At 44.3% G+C, this 15,248-nt stretch carries 14 protein-coding genes; 5 read left to right on the top strand and 9 right to left on the bottom strand.

What is annotated here, in order from left to right; genetic code table 11:
- Together cyoA and EL341_RS02155 are read right to left on the bottom strand one after the other, a co-directional pair.
- The gene (gene cyoA / locus EL341_RS02150) at positions 1-888 is read right to left on the bottom strand and encodes a ubiquinol oxidase subunit II (RefSeq protein ID WP_047779849.1); all 888 of its coding nucleotides are present in this window, start codon (positions 886-888) and stop codon (positions 1-3) included.
- Positions 889-1,280: 392 nt separating this feature from the next.
- Complete coding sequence (locus EL341_RS02155) at positions 1,281-1,847, bottom strand: metal-dependent hydrolase (protein WP_074820470.1); 567 nt, start codon at positions 1,845-1,847, stop codon at positions 1,281-1,283.
- Positions 1,848-2,108: 261 nt separating this feature from the next.
- On the opposite strand from EL341_RS02155, the gene EL341_RS02160 reads away from it, so the two are divergent.
- A complete protein-coding gene (locus tag EL341_RS02160) occupies positions 2,109-3,821 on the top strand; it encodes a M14 family metallopeptidase (protein WP_164720427.1) in 1,713 nt (570 codons plus the stop codon).
- A gap of 70 nt (positions 3,822-3,891) precedes the next feature.
- Here the strand turns inward: EL341_RS02160 and EL341_RS02165 are convergent, their stop codons facing one another.
- Positions 3,892-4,773: a U32 family peptidase gene (locus tag EL341_RS02165; RefSeq protein WP_126468228.1), complete on the bottom strand. Its 882-nt coding sequence runs from the start codon at positions 4,771-4,773 to the stop codon at positions 3,892-3,894.
- A gap of 12 nt (positions 4,774-4,785) precedes the next feature.
- Complete coding sequence (gene ubiU, locus EL341_RS02170) at positions 4,786-5,781, bottom strand: ubiquinone anaerobic biosynthesis protein UbiU (RefSeq protein WP_047779852.1); 996 nt, start codon at positions 5,779-5,781, stop codon at positions 4,786-4,788.
- A gap of 530 nt (positions 5,782-6,311) precedes the next feature.
- On the opposite strand from ubiU, the gene ubiT reads away from it, so the two are divergent.
- Both ubiT and EL341_RS02180 read left to right on the top strand, forming a co-directional pair.
- The gene (gene ubiT, locus EL341_RS02175) at positions 6,312-6,833 is read left to right on the top strand and encodes a ubiquinone anaerobic biosynthesis accessory factor UbiT (protein ID WP_047779853.1); all 522 of its coding nucleotides are present in this window, start codon (positions 6,312-6,314) and stop codon (positions 6,831-6,833) included.
- Positions 6,827-7,330 carry a GNAT family N-acetyltransferase gene (locus tag EL341_RS02180; RefSeq protein WP_074820463.1) on the top strand — a complete coding sequence of 168 codons (504 nt, stop codon included), beginning with the start codon at positions 6,827-6,829 and terminating at the stop codon, positions 7,328-7,330. The genes ubiT and EL341_RS02180 overlap by 7 nt, the downstream gene beginning before the upstream one ends.
- On the opposite strand, the gene EL341_RS02185 is transcribed toward EL341_RS02180, so the two are convergent.
- Positions 7,327-7,590: a GIY-YIG nuclease family protein gene (locus EL341_RS02185; RefSeq protein WP_074820461.1), complete on the bottom strand. Its 264-nt coding sequence runs from the start codon at positions 7,588-7,590 to the stop codon at positions 7,327-7,329. The genes EL341_RS02180 and EL341_RS02185 overlap by 4 nt on opposite strands.
- A 188-nt stretch (positions 7,591-7,778) precedes the next feature.
- Here EL341_RS02185 and EL341_RS02190 point away from each other — a divergent pair, with 188 nt between their 5' ends.
- On the top strand, positions 7,779-8,207 hold the full coding sequence (locus EL341_RS02190) for a YhbP family protein (RefSeq protein ID WP_126468229.1): 429 nt from the start codon (positions 7,779-7,781) through the stop codon (positions 8,205-8,207).
- On the opposite strand, the gene EL341_RS02195 is transcribed toward EL341_RS02190, so the two are convergent.
- The 4 genes from EL341_RS02195 to nrdD form a co-directional block, all read right to left on the bottom strand.
- Positions 8,204-8,470, bottom strand: a complete 267-nt coding sequence (locus tag EL341_RS02195) for a type II toxin-antitoxin system RelE/ParE family toxin (RefSeq protein ID WP_047779856.1) — start codon at positions 8,468-8,470, stop codon at positions 8,204-8,206. The two genes, EL341_RS02190 and EL341_RS02195, sit on opposite strands and share 4 nt — an antisense overlap.
- Positions 8,471-8,473: 3 nt before the next feature.
- Positions 8,474-8,731 carry a type II toxin-antitoxin system RelB/DinJ family antitoxin gene (locus EL341_RS02200; protein ID WP_126466873.1) on the bottom strand — a complete coding sequence of 86 codons (258 nt, stop codon included), beginning with the start codon at positions 8,729-8,731 and terminating at the stop codon, positions 8,474-8,476.
- 194 nt (positions 8,732-8,925) lie between these two features.
- A complete protein-coding gene (gene nrdG / locus EL341_RS02205; protein ID WP_047779858.1) occupies positions 8,926-9,390 on the bottom strand; it encodes an anaerobic ribonucleoside-triphosphate reductase-activating protein in 465 nt (154 codons plus the stop codon).
- Positions 9,391-9,518: 128 nt separating this feature from the next.
- Entirely contained in the window at positions 9,519-11,657 is a 2,139-nt protein-coding gene (gene nrdD, locus EL341_RS02210) for an anaerobic ribonucleoside-triphosphate reductase (RefSeq protein ID WP_114987456.1), read from the bottom strand.
- 396 nt (positions 11,658-12,053) lie between these two features.
- Here nrdD and EL341_RS02215 point away from each other — a divergent pair, with 396 nt between their 5' ends.
- The gene (locus EL341_RS02215; RefSeq protein ID WP_114986154.1) at positions 12,054-14,300 is read left to right on the top strand and encodes a YgiQ family radical SAM protein; all 2,247 of its coding nucleotides are present in this window, start codon (positions 12,054-12,056) and stop codon (positions 14,298-14,300) included.
- The last annotated feature ends 948 nt before the right edge of the window (positions 14,301-15,248 follow it).

A 15,248-nucleotide genomic window follows, 5' to 3' on the forward strand; every position in this document is an offset into this window, starting at 1 on the left:
TTATTCCTCGGCTCCTGAATGATGTGAGTGCTTGCTCATATCCATACCCATATATTTATTAATAATATCAAGGTATAGACCAGGCTTAACTGTCGAGAAGTATTCAACGGCATTGTTTTCGCTTGGCTTGGCAAGTTGATTGTAATCAACCCATTGTAGCTGATTAGGAGACTGTTTAACTTTTTCAACCCACTTATCGAAATCTTCCTGAGAAGTGACAATAGCGTTGAACTTCATGCCGGAGAATCCCTTACCGCTATAGTTAGCCGAGATACCCGGATATACGCCTTTCTCATTGGCAATTAAATGCACAATGTTTTGCATACCGGCCATCGCGTAGATTTGGCTACCAAGACGAGGAATAAAGAAAGAGTTCATCACGGTGTCTGAGGTAATTTTGAATTTTACCGGCACGTTATCAGGGAAAGAGAGCTCATTAACGGTGGCAATACCAAGTTCCGGATAGATGAATAACCACTTCCAATCCATCGACACGGCTTCAATGGTAATGGTTTTCGCTTCACTTTGTATTGGCTGACGCGGATCGAGTTCCTGAGTACTTTTCCAGGTTAATGCCCCGAGTACCAGAATGATAACGCAGGGAATTCCCCAAACTACCATCTCAATTTTATTTGAGTGGGCCCAGTTAGGCGTATATTTAGCGTTTTTGTTGGATTCGCGATATTTCCATGCGAAAAGAAAAGTCATAAAAATAGCAGGGATAACAACAATTAACATCAGAACGATGGCGGTTATTATCAGGGATCGTTGTTCCATCCCGATCTGCCCTTTTGGATTCATCAGTGCCATGTCGCAGCCGCTGAGCAGTAAGCCAGCAATCGCGAGCAACAACACCTTAGAAAACTTATTGCATTGTTTGAGTCTCATTGAACGACCTCATGACAAAGTACATAAGCGCTTTGTGGTATTAAAAACCCATCAAAAGACAATGGGCCCAGTTTGTGGGGGCAATTTTATGGAAAAGTTATAAATATGTAAATATGATTAAATCATTGTCATTAAATGATATGGGGATGTTGTTGTTTAATTGAGCTAATGATTCTGATTTTTTTAGGTAATCAGGAGTAAATGTCTGCTTTAAGGGGAGTGAACCCCTAGTTTACTATCAAAAATCTTTTAATGGTATTTATTGCTGATTTTTATTTTATAAACTAAAAGGCGATTGAATTGGCGAGTGGTAGGTTAAAAGAGAGGGTGAGGCAAAAAAGTTCGATATTATTCACCAGAAATCACCCTATCTTTAGTGTGGCTAAGGAAGACTATTGCTGAGATAGATTATGCTGATGATTGAGCGGCGAATGTACCGGTTGTTTTCTTAACATAATTAACCCAATCATCATCACGATACCAGGCAGCCATACCCACAGTAATTCTGATTGGATAACGGCAATACCGTTCGGTTTAAGGTATTGAGCCAGTTGGAACGGGGCAACTTTAATCACCTGAACCGGTGCAAAAAATCGTTCTTGTGACCACGGCCATAACCAGCCAACGCCCATTCCACCGGTGGTTAATGAATCCAGTACGCTGTGCGACAGTAGAGAAACGGTGAGGAACCACCAGATTCGCCAATATCCTACCTTAAACCAGCGCTTTAATAGTAAAGCCAGCGTTGGCAGAGCAAAAGCAAACAGCAGCGAATGAGTAAAGCCCCGATGACCAAAAGCATTGGCATAGGCAATACCAAATTTAAAAGCGATAACATCCAGATCGGGCACCATAGAGCAGGCAACGCCAGCCAGCAGAAGCGAAGGGGGGATGTTCTTTGTTCCTAATCCTAAACCCAGACAAAGGGGAACGGCAGCATGGGTAACAACGGTTGGCATAATGAAACGTCCTGTGATGAAAATGCACGCTACAAGCATAAATAACTAAGGGTAAAGCAGTTCTGGGCGTAATATTGCGGTGGTTATGTGAAGTAGGTATGAAGTAGTTAAGTAATGTCTGTGTAAATCAGCGCGTTTCGACGCTGATTGCGCAATTTTAGGGTTACCGGAAGTCATAATAGACTTATGATTAGCTCCTGTGAGCATCGGGCAGTTAGTGAAACTGACAATGGATACTGTTTTCTTTTCTGGAGACATTCAATGAAGCGTTTTTCCCGTACTGTGCTATCTGCACTGTTCCCCTGTGTACTTGGCATGGTTATTTTCCCTGCAAACACGCTGGCAAATTACGATCCTGCGAAAGATTATCGTGAAATTCCCGCTATCGTGAAACAGTTCCCGGAGCCCAGTAAGATTGATATGGGAACGCCTGCTTTTGCTGCGGACAAAACAGATTTTACTTCTCAACGGGAAATGGAAGATTTTATTAATCAGCTGACGAAGACGTCTGACTCATTAAAAGTGCGCATCATTGGGCAATCTCAAAAGGGAAATAATATTCCGCTACTGGTGTTTTCTGATTCACAAAGCGTAACGCCGGAAATTCTATTAAAAAATGGCAAACCAACCGTGCTGATTCTGGCGCTACAACACGGTAATGAACCCGCACCGGGAGAGGCCGCATTAGCCTATGCTAAAAGTTTAGCCGAAGGGAAAGAAGGGGATGTCCTTTCCCGGGTTAACGTGTTGATTATTCCACGGGCTAATCCTGATGGCGCTGAAAGCTTTAGTCGCGATCTGGCCAACGGTATTAATCTTAACCGCGATCATTTATTGCTAAGTTCGCCGGAAAGTCGGGCAATTGCTCAGGTGTTCAATCAGTATCAGCCAGATGTTGTGTTGGATGGTCATGAATATAGCGTGGCGGGGCGTTGGGTAGAGAAATTTGGTGCGGTACAGCGTTATGATGCGATGTTACAACAGGCGACCACCAACAATTTACCGCCCCGATTGGCGAAAACGATGGAGAAGCCTTTCCGGGAAAGCATCGTGAATATTTTTGAAACCAATGGATTAAGCCACTCTTGGTACTACACCACTGACAAAAATAACATGAAGGATAAAACGTTATCAATGGGCGGCATTGGTGCCGATACCCTGCGTAATATTGCCGGGCTGCGTAACTCGGTCTCGTTTCTATTGGAAAACCGTGGGGTAGGATTAGGTAAAGCCCATTATGCTCGTCGAGTATATACCCAACTACTGGCGATGCAGACTATTGTTAAAACGGCGGCTAAAAACAGTAAAGAGCTGATTGAATTGGGACGTGATATTCGTAAGGATATTTCGAATGAAGCCGGGCAGGGCGCCATTGTGGTTAAGGGAAAGGCAACTCCAGAAAAGCACACCATTTTGATGATCGATGCGAAAACCGCCGATGGAGTAAAAGTTGAGGCAGACTGGAACTCCTCGTTAAATATTACCCCAGTGATTACTCGCTCCCGTCCTTATGCTTATTTGCTAGCACCAGCGGAGAAAAAGGCGGCTCAGCAGCTTCAGGCTTTGGGGGTTGAAGTTTATAGAGTTAATCAGGCACAAAAGATAAAGGCGCAACAATATAGCCTCACAGAACAGAAAGATGCGCGTAAAAAAGACGTGACTGGCAGCGTTGGCACAACCGGTAATACCATGACTCAGGTAACGACACGAGTTGAAGATATAGAGTTACCGGTGGATGAAGGCTATTACTATATACCGTTAAAGCAGCCACTGGCGAATCTGGTGATTGCCGCATTAGAACCGGAAACTCAGGGCAGTTTTATCGCCAATGGCCTAATCACCTTACCGGCTAAGGCTGCACTAACCAAAACCAAGGGAGCGACAGCAAAGGGCAAAGCGGAGATAGAACCTAAACGATTACCCCTTTACCGTTTACCTGAAAGCGCTGAATTATCATTGATGTTGATGCAATAAATAAACGGCCCCCGCACACCTCGATGTCTGTGGGGGCCATAATATATGTTATGGGCTTTTCTGCTATTGCCTATTCCTGAACCAGCTCCAGCCCGGCAATACGTTTCCAGTACCCGTTGCAATCAACATGATTTGCCAGAGAAACTGGTGATGTACCGTCTTGGTTATGGCGAAACTGGTCTACTATCTCCAGCGTTTCTCTGCCCTGAGGGGACAGACGCACGATATCGACTAATCCTTCCATCTCTGACAGATTATTAACGAGGTTATAGCAATAGCCACTTTGCGTTTGGATACCGTTGAGCACAAAAACTTGCTGGTTCTCCTGCGAAATGACATTTCTGCCGGTTGGGTAGTTAATGCAACAGGTCTGGCAATCATCTTTTGGTCGATTTTCCGAACGAGCCGTAAAGCAGCGTGCTGAGTAGGCCAGTGGTAGATGACCATAGCTAAACACTTCCACTTCAAATTGGTGACGGATACCTAATTCTTCACACTGATTAAGCAGGTTAACCAACCAATCGCGGGAGAGTTCCACTGGCATACACCAACGCATCATCCCTTGCTTATATAGAGAACGCAGAGCATAAGCGTTATAGCAGTTGAGCGCCGGGCCAGCGACATAGGGAAGGCCACGCTCAGCGGCCATATTCACCGCTCCTAAATCATTTGCTTCTATCAGGAACTCGCCATTTTCAATATAGCGTTTAAGTTCGGTTAGTTCTGACGGCGCTTCCAGTAGGGCCAGCGTTGATATCACCACCTGTTTGCCTGATTGGGCTAGCGTTTTAGCCAGTGCCAACCAATCGTTAACCTTCATTTCGCGCCGCTTACTGCAAACGGCTTCACCTAAATAGATAATATCAGCGCTACTTTTCATTGCCGCGTGATAAAAGGCTTCTGTCTCGGTTTTGGGCCAATAATAAAGTAGTGGCCCGAGGGAATATTTCATCATTTTTTCCTGCTACTGCCATTTACGGTGATAGGCGCCCAGCGTGGTTTGGGTACCTTCAGACATTGAGCCTAGCGTTTCCATCCAGGACTGTTCAACGCGAAAGTTTTGCGGATCGGCCATACAGCGATCGATGGCCTGACGCCAGACTTTTGCCACTTGGCTAACGTAGGCGGGACTGCGTTGACGCCCCTCAATTTTGACTGAAGCGATATTAGCGCCCAATAATTCCGGCAGTAATTCCAACGTATTCAGGCTGGTGGGTTCTTCCAGTGCATGATACAACTCGCCATCAACCCGGTAGCGGCCTTTACACAATGTTGGATACCCGGCATTTTCTCCGTCCTGATAACGGTCAATCAATACATCATTTAAACGGGACTCCAGTCCCTGAGGCGTTTGCTGCCAACGAACAAAACGCGCGGGAGAGCAAGCGCCAACCGTATTGGGGGATTCACCGGTCAGATAAGAGGAAAGGTAGCATCGACCCTCCGCCATAATGCACAGACTACCAAAAGCAAACACTTCAAGAGGAACCGGGCTGGTACGGGCCAATTGTTTTACCTGATGCATCGACAACACTCGGGGCAGTACCACGCGAGCCACATCAAAATTACGCTGATAGAAATGAATAGCCTGCTCGTTGGTGGCCGAAGCCTGTACCGAAACGTGGCGTTCAAGCTGTGGGTGCCTTTCCGCTGCATATTCCAGCATGGCAATATCCGCCAGTATTAAGGCATCGGCGCCAATATCCGCAGCCATATCCACGGCGCGCTGCCAACGAACATAGCCATCAGGGTGAGCGAATGTATTGATAGCGATGTGTAATTTGCGTTTATGGCGGTGAACATAACTTACCGCCTCCTCCAGTTTTTTATCGGTAAAGTTAAGTCCGGCAAAATGGCGGGCGTTGGTATCGTCTTTAAAACCGATATAAACCGCATCAGCACCGTTATCTACGGCCGCTTTCAGCGCTGGTAAATTACCAGCAGGGCAAAGCAGTTCCATCTCGTATTCCTGAAAAGTAAAGGTTATAAAACAGATTAATGACAAGATCCTAATATACTTAATCGAAGGGAGAGACGGGCGTGGGGGGCGACTTGGCGTAAACCAACGAAGTACCCGTTGCCCGACTAGGCCCGACGTACTCTGTCGCTGAGTGTTAATGGTCTTCCGGCTGAGTACTTAGGTGATATTGGTGCGGGTTTTTTACAGCCGGAATAGCCATTGGATTCAATTTGAAAAGCTTTGTCAGTCGTCTCTAAAAACATCGCTATTAATAACCTATTGAAGTTGCTGCATGTATCATCCGATGATTGTAATTAACCTTTTGATAACGATTTTTGATTTGGGGCAGCTTATTATCGAATGGTAGGGTTAATGCGATGTACAAAAGTACAGGCAGGGGAATTCATCGTTTAATATGGTGTCTGAAATGCAGGATGGCAGATAAATTGATAATTCTTTGACCTGACTCGATGATCTTGAACATCATTGTGGCAGAATAACGGTAATTCTTTTTCAGCAGGAGTCAGCCCGTGTTACAACAACTGAGAGCCCGTTTGGTTCGGCAGGGACCTTCCCTGTTACGCTTACCAATAAAATTTACGCCTTTTGCTCTGCAAAAGCAGGTTCTGCAACAGCTGTTGAGCTGGCAATTTCGTCAGGCACTGGCAGAGGGCGAACTGGATTTTCTGGAAAGCCGTTGGTTAAAAGTTGAAGTCCGCGATCTGGCGTTATGCTGGTTCGTTACCGTGCGTGAGGGTGTACTGCTGGTGAGTGATAATCAGCAGGAAGACGTTAGCTTTTGTGGTGATGCCAACGACCTGATTTTAATTGCCGCCCGTAAGCAGGATCCCGATACCCTGTTTTTCCAACGCCGTCTGGTGATTGAAGGGGATACCGAGCTTGGGCTGTATGTGAAAAATCTGATGGATGCCATTGAGCTGGAAAATATGCCGGCGCCATTACGCATTGGTTTACTCCAACTGGCAGATTTCGTTGAGGCCGGTTTAAAAGAGGGCGGCGAAGCACATTCGCGCGCGCCAGCATCGTGTTAATTCGCGTTGAAATACCGGTTGATGCCGCGGGTATTGATAAACTGCTGCGCAAGTCTTTTCCCAGCGAAGCAGAGGCTCAATTGGTGCATCAACTGCGAGAAAATGGGCTAATTACCTTAGGTGTCGTGGCGACGGATGACTACGGCGGCGTAATTGGTTATGTGGCTTTCAGCCCAGTGATGATTAACGGAGAGGAACTTCAGTGGGTTGGTCTGGCTCCTCTGGCGGTGGCAGAAAAGCATCGTGGAGCCGGTTTAGGTAAGGCGCTGGTCTATGAGGGACTGGATGCGTTAAATGAATTTGGTTATGCGGCGGTTGCTGTTCTGGGCGATCCCGCCTATTACGGTCCGTTAGGTTTTAAGACCGCTGCTGATTTTAAACTACGCTGTAAGTGGCCTGATACCGAGTCAGCATTTCAGATATATCCGTTAGCGGAAGAGTCGCTGAACGGTATTTCCGGGTTGGTGGAGTATTCTGAACTGTTCGATCAGTGTTAAATTTTTAGCCATTCCGTTAGCGAATTCATTGAAAGCTGGTTAAAGACCAGCTTTTCTTTTTGTGGTTTAGTCAGCTGTTTTATGCGGTATTCCAGCTTTAAGGCTGTTGAATGCCCCCCGATGAGTACCTGATAAACCAGTGTAAGCTGGCCTGCATTTCTTAATGCCTTAGCGCCTTTTCCCGACTGGTGTTGCTTGAGTCGGCGTTCGACACAGGTAGTAATTCCGGTATACAGGCGGTTATCGGCGGTACGCAGCATATAGAGATACCAATTTGTGGCTTCGGCTGTGTGGGAAGGAGTACTGTCTGTCACGGTAAAGGTCCGTTATCGGTAGTCGGCATGGCGCTATTCTAGCAATTTAAATGGTTATCGGCATGACTGCTGTTTTAGCGAGATGCTTGTGTTAACGTTATTCTTATATAAGTCGGGAAATCAATGTGGTAATGATGAGTAGTGATATCAAGGCGATAAGTCGCTATCTGGCTAAAAATCATGTTGTGACGCTATGTACCACAAGCGGTACCGATTTATGGTGTGCCAGCTGTTTTTATCTGTTCGATCGGCAGAGCATGGGGCTGATTATGATGTCTGAAACCCATACTCGGCATAGCGAAATGGCACTGGCTAACCCTCAGGTTGCCGGAACGATTGCCGCGCAAACTAAAAATATTGCCTTGATTCAGGGTATTCAATATAAAGGGCGGATTAATTTACTTTTGGGTGAAGAAGAAACCAAAGCGAGGCAACTTTATGTCGCGCGTTTCCCAGTGGCCAAAGTGGCTACCGCGCCTTTGTGGTTACTGAGTCTTGATGAAATCAAAATGACGGATAACAAACTTGGATTTGGTAAAAAACTGTTTTGGCAACGTGGTTAAAATAGATCTGCGTGGCTTCCTACGCGATAGAGCCTTAATTCAGAGTCTGTTCGTTGATAGATTAACAGTATATCGGGAGCACAATGACATTCCAGATAATGAATATAGTGACCTGCCAATTTATGTTCCCGGTACTGAACCGGCAGTAACTTTCCGGTCTGTAATAATGAGATGGTTTCTAAAATAATCTGTTGTGCTTTTTTATTATTGGCATAGCGCTTGGCATCTTTTTTAAATCGGCTCTGGTAAACAAGCGCTAACATTAGCTACCACTCAAGTTCTTTCTTCAGGTCGTCTATTGAGTTAGCGTGGTGTACGCCAATACCTCGTTCAAAATCTTTAATCGCCTGCAGCGTTTTTTTATTCGGCTTAAGTAACCCCTCCGGGATCTCGCCGGTTGCTGCTAATTGTTTAATCACCATACGAATCACCGTTGATAGATCTAACCCTAGTGCTTTTGCATTTTCCATGGCTGCTGCCTTAATTTCAGGTGAAACTCGCGCTTTAACGATAGAACTATTCATAACACCTCCCCCTATGAATGATGATCATATTGTGTTCACGTTGTGACCACAAATCAATGGGGAAAGGTATTTTTAGGAAGGTTACTCTTTATTCTTTATATATGAATAGGTTTATCTTCAGAATGGAGAGATATTGCAGAGTATGCCGAAATTTAGTGTATGTCTTTAGCTTAGCTATCAAAAAATAGGGGGATTTAACGTAGTTTATGCACCACTTGATTGCTGCTGCCGCGCCATAACAACGATGGGTCGGCCAGTTCTTTGATGAACTTACCGTCAATTAATACGTTCACCAAATCGACAACGTCCCTTTGTTGAGCTGTTAGCTCTGAGAGTAAATAACCAGTCCAAATCCAGATATCCTTCCCTTTACACTCGTCCCGTACCCGCTTAACCAGTTTCAATATTGAAGGCACGTTTTGTGGGTGTAGCGGATCGCCGCCGGACAGACTGAGTCCCTGGCGTGGAATACGGCAGTCGTTTAAATCGGCAATAATCCGATCTTCCATTTCCTCGGTAAATAAGACGCCGGAGTTCAGCCGCCAGGTACTTTTGTTGTAGCAACCGTCGCATTGGTGAACGCAGCCGGAGACGAACAGGGTGCAGCGAGTGCCGGGGCCGTTTACCACGTCGATGGGATAATATTGGTGAATATTCATCGGATTACTTTCTGTTTCATCGTATTCTGGTTTTGCAAAGCCTTGGGTGCTAACTATCTTGAGTATGTCTTGACCTTCTTTTCAGCAACATGGATGTGCTTAATCGAAGGTCAAGACAATCACGACCGTTAACCTAACTGACCATTAGCCAAATGTTTTACCCGTCGTTTAACTTCTTCCTGTTTACCGGCGTTGAATGGACGGGCGTCAGGGCTGCCGAGGTAGCCACAGACGCGGCGGGTAACCGAGACTTTGGATGAGTCATGGTTACCACATTTCGGGCAGGTAAAGCCTTTACTGGTACATTCAAATTCACCGGAAAAACCGCATTCATAACACTCATCAATCGGAGTATTGGTGCCGTAGTAAGGGACGCGGCTGTAGCTGTAGTCCCATACATCTTCTAACGCTTTCAGATTGTGCTGAAGGTTAGGATATTCTCCATAACAAATGAAACCGCCGTTAGCCAGTGGTGGATAAGGGGCTTCAAAATCCAGTTTGTCGTAAGGATTTACTTTCTTCTCTACGTCAAGATGGAAGCTATTGGTGTAGTAACCTTTATCAGTCACGTCCGGTATTACACCAAACTCAGCAGTATCAATGCGACAGAAGCGGTTACACAGGTTTTCACTTGGCGTACTGTACAGGCTGAAACCATAACCGGTTTCATTCTTCCACTCTTCCGTCGCTACCTTTAAGCGCTGGACAATTTCAACCGCTTTATCGCGCAACATTTGGCTATCGTAAGGGTGAACCTGATTGCCAAACAGGGCATTAACGGTTTCATGAATACCGATATAGCCTAAAGAAATAGACGCCCGGCCATTTTTGAAAATCTCGGCGATATCATCATCAGCTTTTAAACGTACTCCACAGGCACCTTCCATATAAAGGATAGGTGCGACGCGGGCTTTAATGCCTTCCAGGCGTGCGATACGGGTCATCAGGGCGCGCTTGGACAGTGATAAGCGCTGTTCCAGAATCTGCCAGAAACGGGATTCATCACCGCGGGCTTCCAGAGCGATACGTGGTAGATTGAGGCTAATCACACCAAGGTTATTGCGGCCATCGTGGATTTGTTCGCCGTTCTCTTCATAAACGCCGAGAAAACTACGGCAGCCCATTGGCGTTTTAAATGAACCCGTCACTTTAACCACTTGATCGTAGTTAAGAATGTCTGGATACATGCGTTTGGAGGCACACTCTAGCGCTAACTGTTTAATATCGTAGTTAGCATCACCAAACTTATGGTTTACGCCATCGCGAATGGCAAAGACTAATTTAGGAAAAACAGCGGTTTTGTGATTTTTACCTAAACCGGCAATACGATTTTTCAGAATAGATTGCTGAATCAGGCGAGCCTGCCAATCGGTACCCAGACCAAAACCGAAAGTAACAAATGGCGTCTGACCATTAGCGGTATGCAGTGTATTGACTTCGTATTCTAACGATTGGAAAGCGTCGTAGCACTCTTTTTCCGTTCTGGATTGGGCATACTCTTCCGGATTAGTAATGTTCCATTCAATGGCGATTTTTTTATGTTTGTTATAACTTTCGCTGACAAACGGCGCTAAAACTTCATCAATGCGATTGATGGTGGTACCACCATAAATATGGCTGGCGACTTGAGCAATAATCTGAGCGGTAACGGCGGTGGCCGTTGAAATGGATTTTGGCGGTTCAATTTCCGCATTACCCATTTTAAATCCGTTGGTTAACATGCCATTGAGATCGATGAGCATACAGTTAAACATCGGGAAGAATGGCGCATAGTCCAAATCATGATAGTGAATTTCGCCACGTTCATGAGCCATAACAATGTCTCGCGGTAGCAGATGCTGCTTGGCATAGTGCTTAGCGACGATACCTGCCAGCAGATCCCGTTGGGTCGGGATGACTTTACTGTCTTTATTGGCATTTTCGTTAAGCAGTGCAATATCACTTTGTTCAACCAGTCCCTTGATTTCCTGATTCAGGCGGCCGCGCTTTTCACGGGAAATATCTCTATCGTGGCGATATTCAATATAGGTACGGGCCAGCGTTTTGTAGTTACCGCTCATCAGCTGGTTTTCTACTGCCTGCTGAATTTCATTAATATCGACTGCGGTTCGACCTTCCATCTGTTGCGAGACGGTTCTTGCTACGCTGGCACAATAGTCATCGTCGTAGATATCGGCGGCGGTAGCAGCACGTACAATCGCTTCTTTAATGCGCACTTCATCGAAAGGTACTTTGCAACCATCGCGTTTAATGACAACTGGTTTCACCATTGGCTCCTTCACTAGCTGACTGTTTAGTCTTCTTTATTCGTAGTTATCCACAAGAACACCCTGTGTTTTAGACGGGGATCTTGTGGATGAAATGTGGATAATTACTATATATAGATGTTGAGAGGGATATATTAACTATATATTGTATCTTTCATAAATGAAAGGCGATTTAATTGACGAAGAACAAGGATTTGGTAGGTTGCTTATTCTTTGCGCTAAAATAGCTAAGTAAAATGTGTTTCCATCAGCGCTGAATGATGCAACCGATTTTAGCCAATACGTTATTCATCTGTCGTGTTTCGCGATTTTATCGGTGATAGATATTTATAATTCTGTATAATTCTCGGCCTGTCGGATAACCGACCCCAAACAACGTATTAATGAGCTTCCTTTATGAGTACCAGCATTAGTCTGATTCAGCCTGAACGCGATCTGTTTTCCTATACGCCATACTGGGCGGAATGTTTTGGCACTGCGCCATTTTTACCCATGTCTCGTGAAGAGATGGATATTCTGGGCTGGGATAGCTGCGATATTATTATTGTGACCGGTGATGCCTATGTGGACCATCCAAGTTTTGGCATGGCAATTATTGGCCGGATGCTGGAAGCGCAGGGATTTCGTGTTGGTATCATCGCTCAGCCTGACTGGACAAATAAAAATGATTTTATGCGTCTTGGAAAGCCTAACTTATTTTTCGGCGTGACGGCGGGCAACATGGATTCCATGATTAACCGCTATACCGCCGATCGCCGAATGCGTCATGATGATGCCTATTCACCGGATAACATCGGTGGATTGCGTCCTGACCGGGCTACATTGGTTTACAGCCAGCGTTGTAAAGAGGCTTATAAAGATGTGGCGGTTATTTTAGGCGGGATAGAGGCAAGTCTGAGACGAATTGCTCATTATGATTACTGGTCTGATACCGTACGTCGTTCGGTGTTGGTCGATTCGAAAGCCGATATGCTGGTGTATGGCAATGGTGAGCGACCAATGGTAGAAGTGGCTCATCGTTTAGCGGCAGGCGAAAATATTGCCGATATTAAAGATGTGCGTAATACCGCTTTAATGTGTAAAGGGCCGCTTCCCGGTTGGTCTGGTGTGGATTCAACTCGACTGGATAAGCCCGGTCGTATTGATCCCATTCCTCATCCTTACGGGGACGATTTACCCTGTGTGGATGAAAACAGTAAATTTGCCATAGAAAAAAAACCAGCGGCTAAAGAAGTGATTGTTCAGCCAGCCAAGCCGAAACCATGGGAAAAAACTTACGTTTTACTGCCTTCTTATGAAAAAGTGAAAGCGGATAAAGTGATGTATGCTCATGCTTCACGCATTTTGCATCATGAGACGAATCCCGGCTGTGCCAGAGCACTGTTGCAAAAACATGGCGATCGCTATATTTGGATTAACCCGCCGGCTATCCCATTATCTACTGAAGAGATGGACAGCGTATTTGCGCTACCTTATCAGCGGGTTCCTCATCCTATCTATAAAGGAAAGAAATTACCGGCTTATGAGATGATCCGCTTCTCGGTGAATATCATGCGCGGCTGCTATGGCGGATGTTCTTTCTGTTCCATCACTGAGCATGAAGGACGGATTATTCAGAGCCGTTCGGAAGATTCAATCATTCGTGAAATTGAAGAAATTCGCGATAGCGTACCGGGATTTACTGGTATCATTTCCGATCTTGGCGGCCCGACTGCCAATATGTATATGCTGCGTTGCCAGTCTCCTAAGGCAGAACAAACTTGTCGTCGCGCTTCCTGCGTATATCCTGAAATTTGTCAGTTTATGGATACCAACCATGAACCAACGATAAAATTATATCGTCGGGCAAGGGATTTAAAGGGTATTAAGAAAATCTTAATTGCTTCAGGCGTCCGCTATGATTTAGCGGTTGAGGATCCCCGCTATATTAAGGAATTGGCGACCCACCATGTTGGTGGCTATCTGAAAATTGCTCCAGAGCATACCGAAAAAGGCCCATTATCAAAAATGATGAAGCCTGGCATGGGGAGCTATGACCGTTTCAAAGAGCTTTTTGATAGTTATTCAAAACAGGCGGGCAAAGAACAATATCTGATTCCTTATTTCATCTCAGCTCATCCAGGAACGGAAGATGAGGATATGGTGAATCTGGCGTTGTGGTTGAAGAAGCATCGTTTTCGTTTAGATCAGGTACAGAATTTTTATCCGTCGCCGTTGGCTAATGCGACAACCATGTATTACACCGGTAAAAATCCTTTATCCAAGATAGATTATAAAAGTGAAGAGGTGGCGGTACCTAAAGGCGATCGTCAGAGACGCTTACAAAAAGCATTATTGCGTTATCACGATCCTGCCAACTGGCCTCTTATTCGTACTGCTTTGGAAGAGATGGGCTTAAAACATCTTATTGGTAGTCGCCGCGATTGTTTGGTTCCTGCTCCGACAATTGAAGAGCAGAGATTGGCAAAACGCAATCTACGCAATACTCGACCAGCGTTGACTAAGCATACTAACATTACCCATCAACGTGATCCTGAAAAGCGTTCTAAATCTGTTGGTAATAAGCCTGATAATCAGGCGTCATCTAACCAACGTCGAAAAGAAGGAGCCTTGAATAAGAAGAAAAAAACGACAATTCTTTAATCTGGACACGCTTTCATTTCTTTTTTATTCTTTTCTTTAACACAATAGTTCTCTCATCAATGGGGGAACTATTGTCTTCCTCATTTTTCGTAGATCACGATAAAATAGTTTTATCCCCTCCCTTTCATTCATTAATTAAATGATATTTATTGACGGAGTATGGGGAAAGATTTTTATTTTGTATCATTTGTGTTAAATGTACTGTTGAGTGTCTATAACAATCAGCAAGCGATATGGACTAAACAAAAAGATTAGCGGGCTGATTTATAGAAAATATTTATTAATATGGCTTTATTATTATCATACGCTTTTTTCTTGAGGGTTTAAGTAAGAAATGACTGGTATGAATAAGTAAAGCTTTAGCTGTAATTTCCGTTAGTATTTCTTTTTTTACAACGCATTGGAAGCACTTTTTCTTAACTGGTCGTAGCATTTTTTTTATTTTAAGAAAAAAATAATGACCTTTTCCAATTCATTTGTTGATCTAGGTCACATTTTTTGATTTTGAGTGATTATTATTTAACTTAATGATAAGTAATGATTTTTTTTAAATCTGATGTTTTATTGAATGTTCATTATATTATATTTCCTTATTCAAAATGTCTTTTTCTATTTTTAACTGGCTGGAATGGGTGTTTTTCAATGCCTAATGAGAATAATTGAGATTAATTAAGACTAATGATATTCGGATAATCAATCGTTTGACATAATATTAAGCAACTGGTTATATACGTCACCAGATAAGTATTTTCCTATAGTCTGTATTATGATTGTAAGCCTGGTGAAGCTGTGGTTTGAAACGATTTACAGCTCCATTGCTATAAGGTGAGATGGGGCGATTGGTCTAAATCATTAGATAATGATATTGAGATATAATTAATTCTATTGAGATAGGGTTAATTGATGGTTTTTGCAGATCAAATTTAAAAAATGATACTGAATAATTAG

Origin of the sequence: Pragia fontium (assembly GCF_900638655.1) — a bacterium.
Classification (GTDB): Bacteria; Pseudomonadota; Gammaproteobacteria; order Enterobacterales; family Enterobacteriaceae; genus Pragia; species Pragia fontium.

Bases quoted from the DNA above. Each gene is read 5' to 3' on its own strand.
- cyoA (WP_047779849.1), bottom strand. From the start codon at position 888: ATGAGACTCAAACAATGCAATAAGTTTTCTAAGGTGTTGTTGCTCGCG.
- EL341_RS02155 (WP_074820470.1), bottom strand. From the start codon at position 1,847: ATGCCAACCGTTGTTACCCATGCTGCCGTTCCCCTTTGTCTGGGTTTA.
- EL341_RS02160 (WP_164720427.1), top strand. From the start codon at position 2,109: ATGAAGCGTTTTTCCCGTACTGTGCTATCTGCACTGTTCCCCTGTGTA.
- EL341_RS02165 (WP_126468228.1), bottom strand. From the start codon at position 4,773: ATGAAATATTCCCTCGGGCCACTACTTTATTATTGGCCCAAAACCGAG.
- ubiU (WP_047779852.1), bottom strand. From the start codon at position 5,781: ATGGAACTGCTTTGCCCTGCTGGTAATTTACCAGCGCTGAAAGCGGCC.
- EL341_RS02185 (WP_074820461.1), bottom strand. From the start codon at position 7,590: ATGCTGCGTACCGCCGATAACCGCCTGTATACCGGAATTACTACCTGT.
- EL341_RS02190 (WP_126468229.1), top strand. From the start codon at position 7,779: ATGAGTAGTGATATCAAGGCGATAAGTCGCTATCTGGCTAAAAATCAT.
- EL341_RS02195 (WP_047779856.1), bottom strand. From the start codon at position 8,470: ATGTTAGCGCTTGTTTACCAGAGCCGATTTAAAAAAGATGCCAAGCGC.
- EL341_RS02200 (WP_126466873.1), bottom strand. From the start codon at position 8,731: ATGAATAGTTCTATCGTTAAAGCGCGAGTTTCACCTGAAATTAAGGCA.
- nrdG (WP_047779858.1), bottom strand. From the start codon at position 9,390: ATGAATATTCACCAATATTATCCCATCGACGTGGTAAACGGCCCCGGC.
- EL341_RS02215 (WP_114986154.1), top strand. From the start codon at position 12,054: ATGAGTACCAGCATTAGTCTGATTCAGCCTGAACGCGATCTGTTTTCC.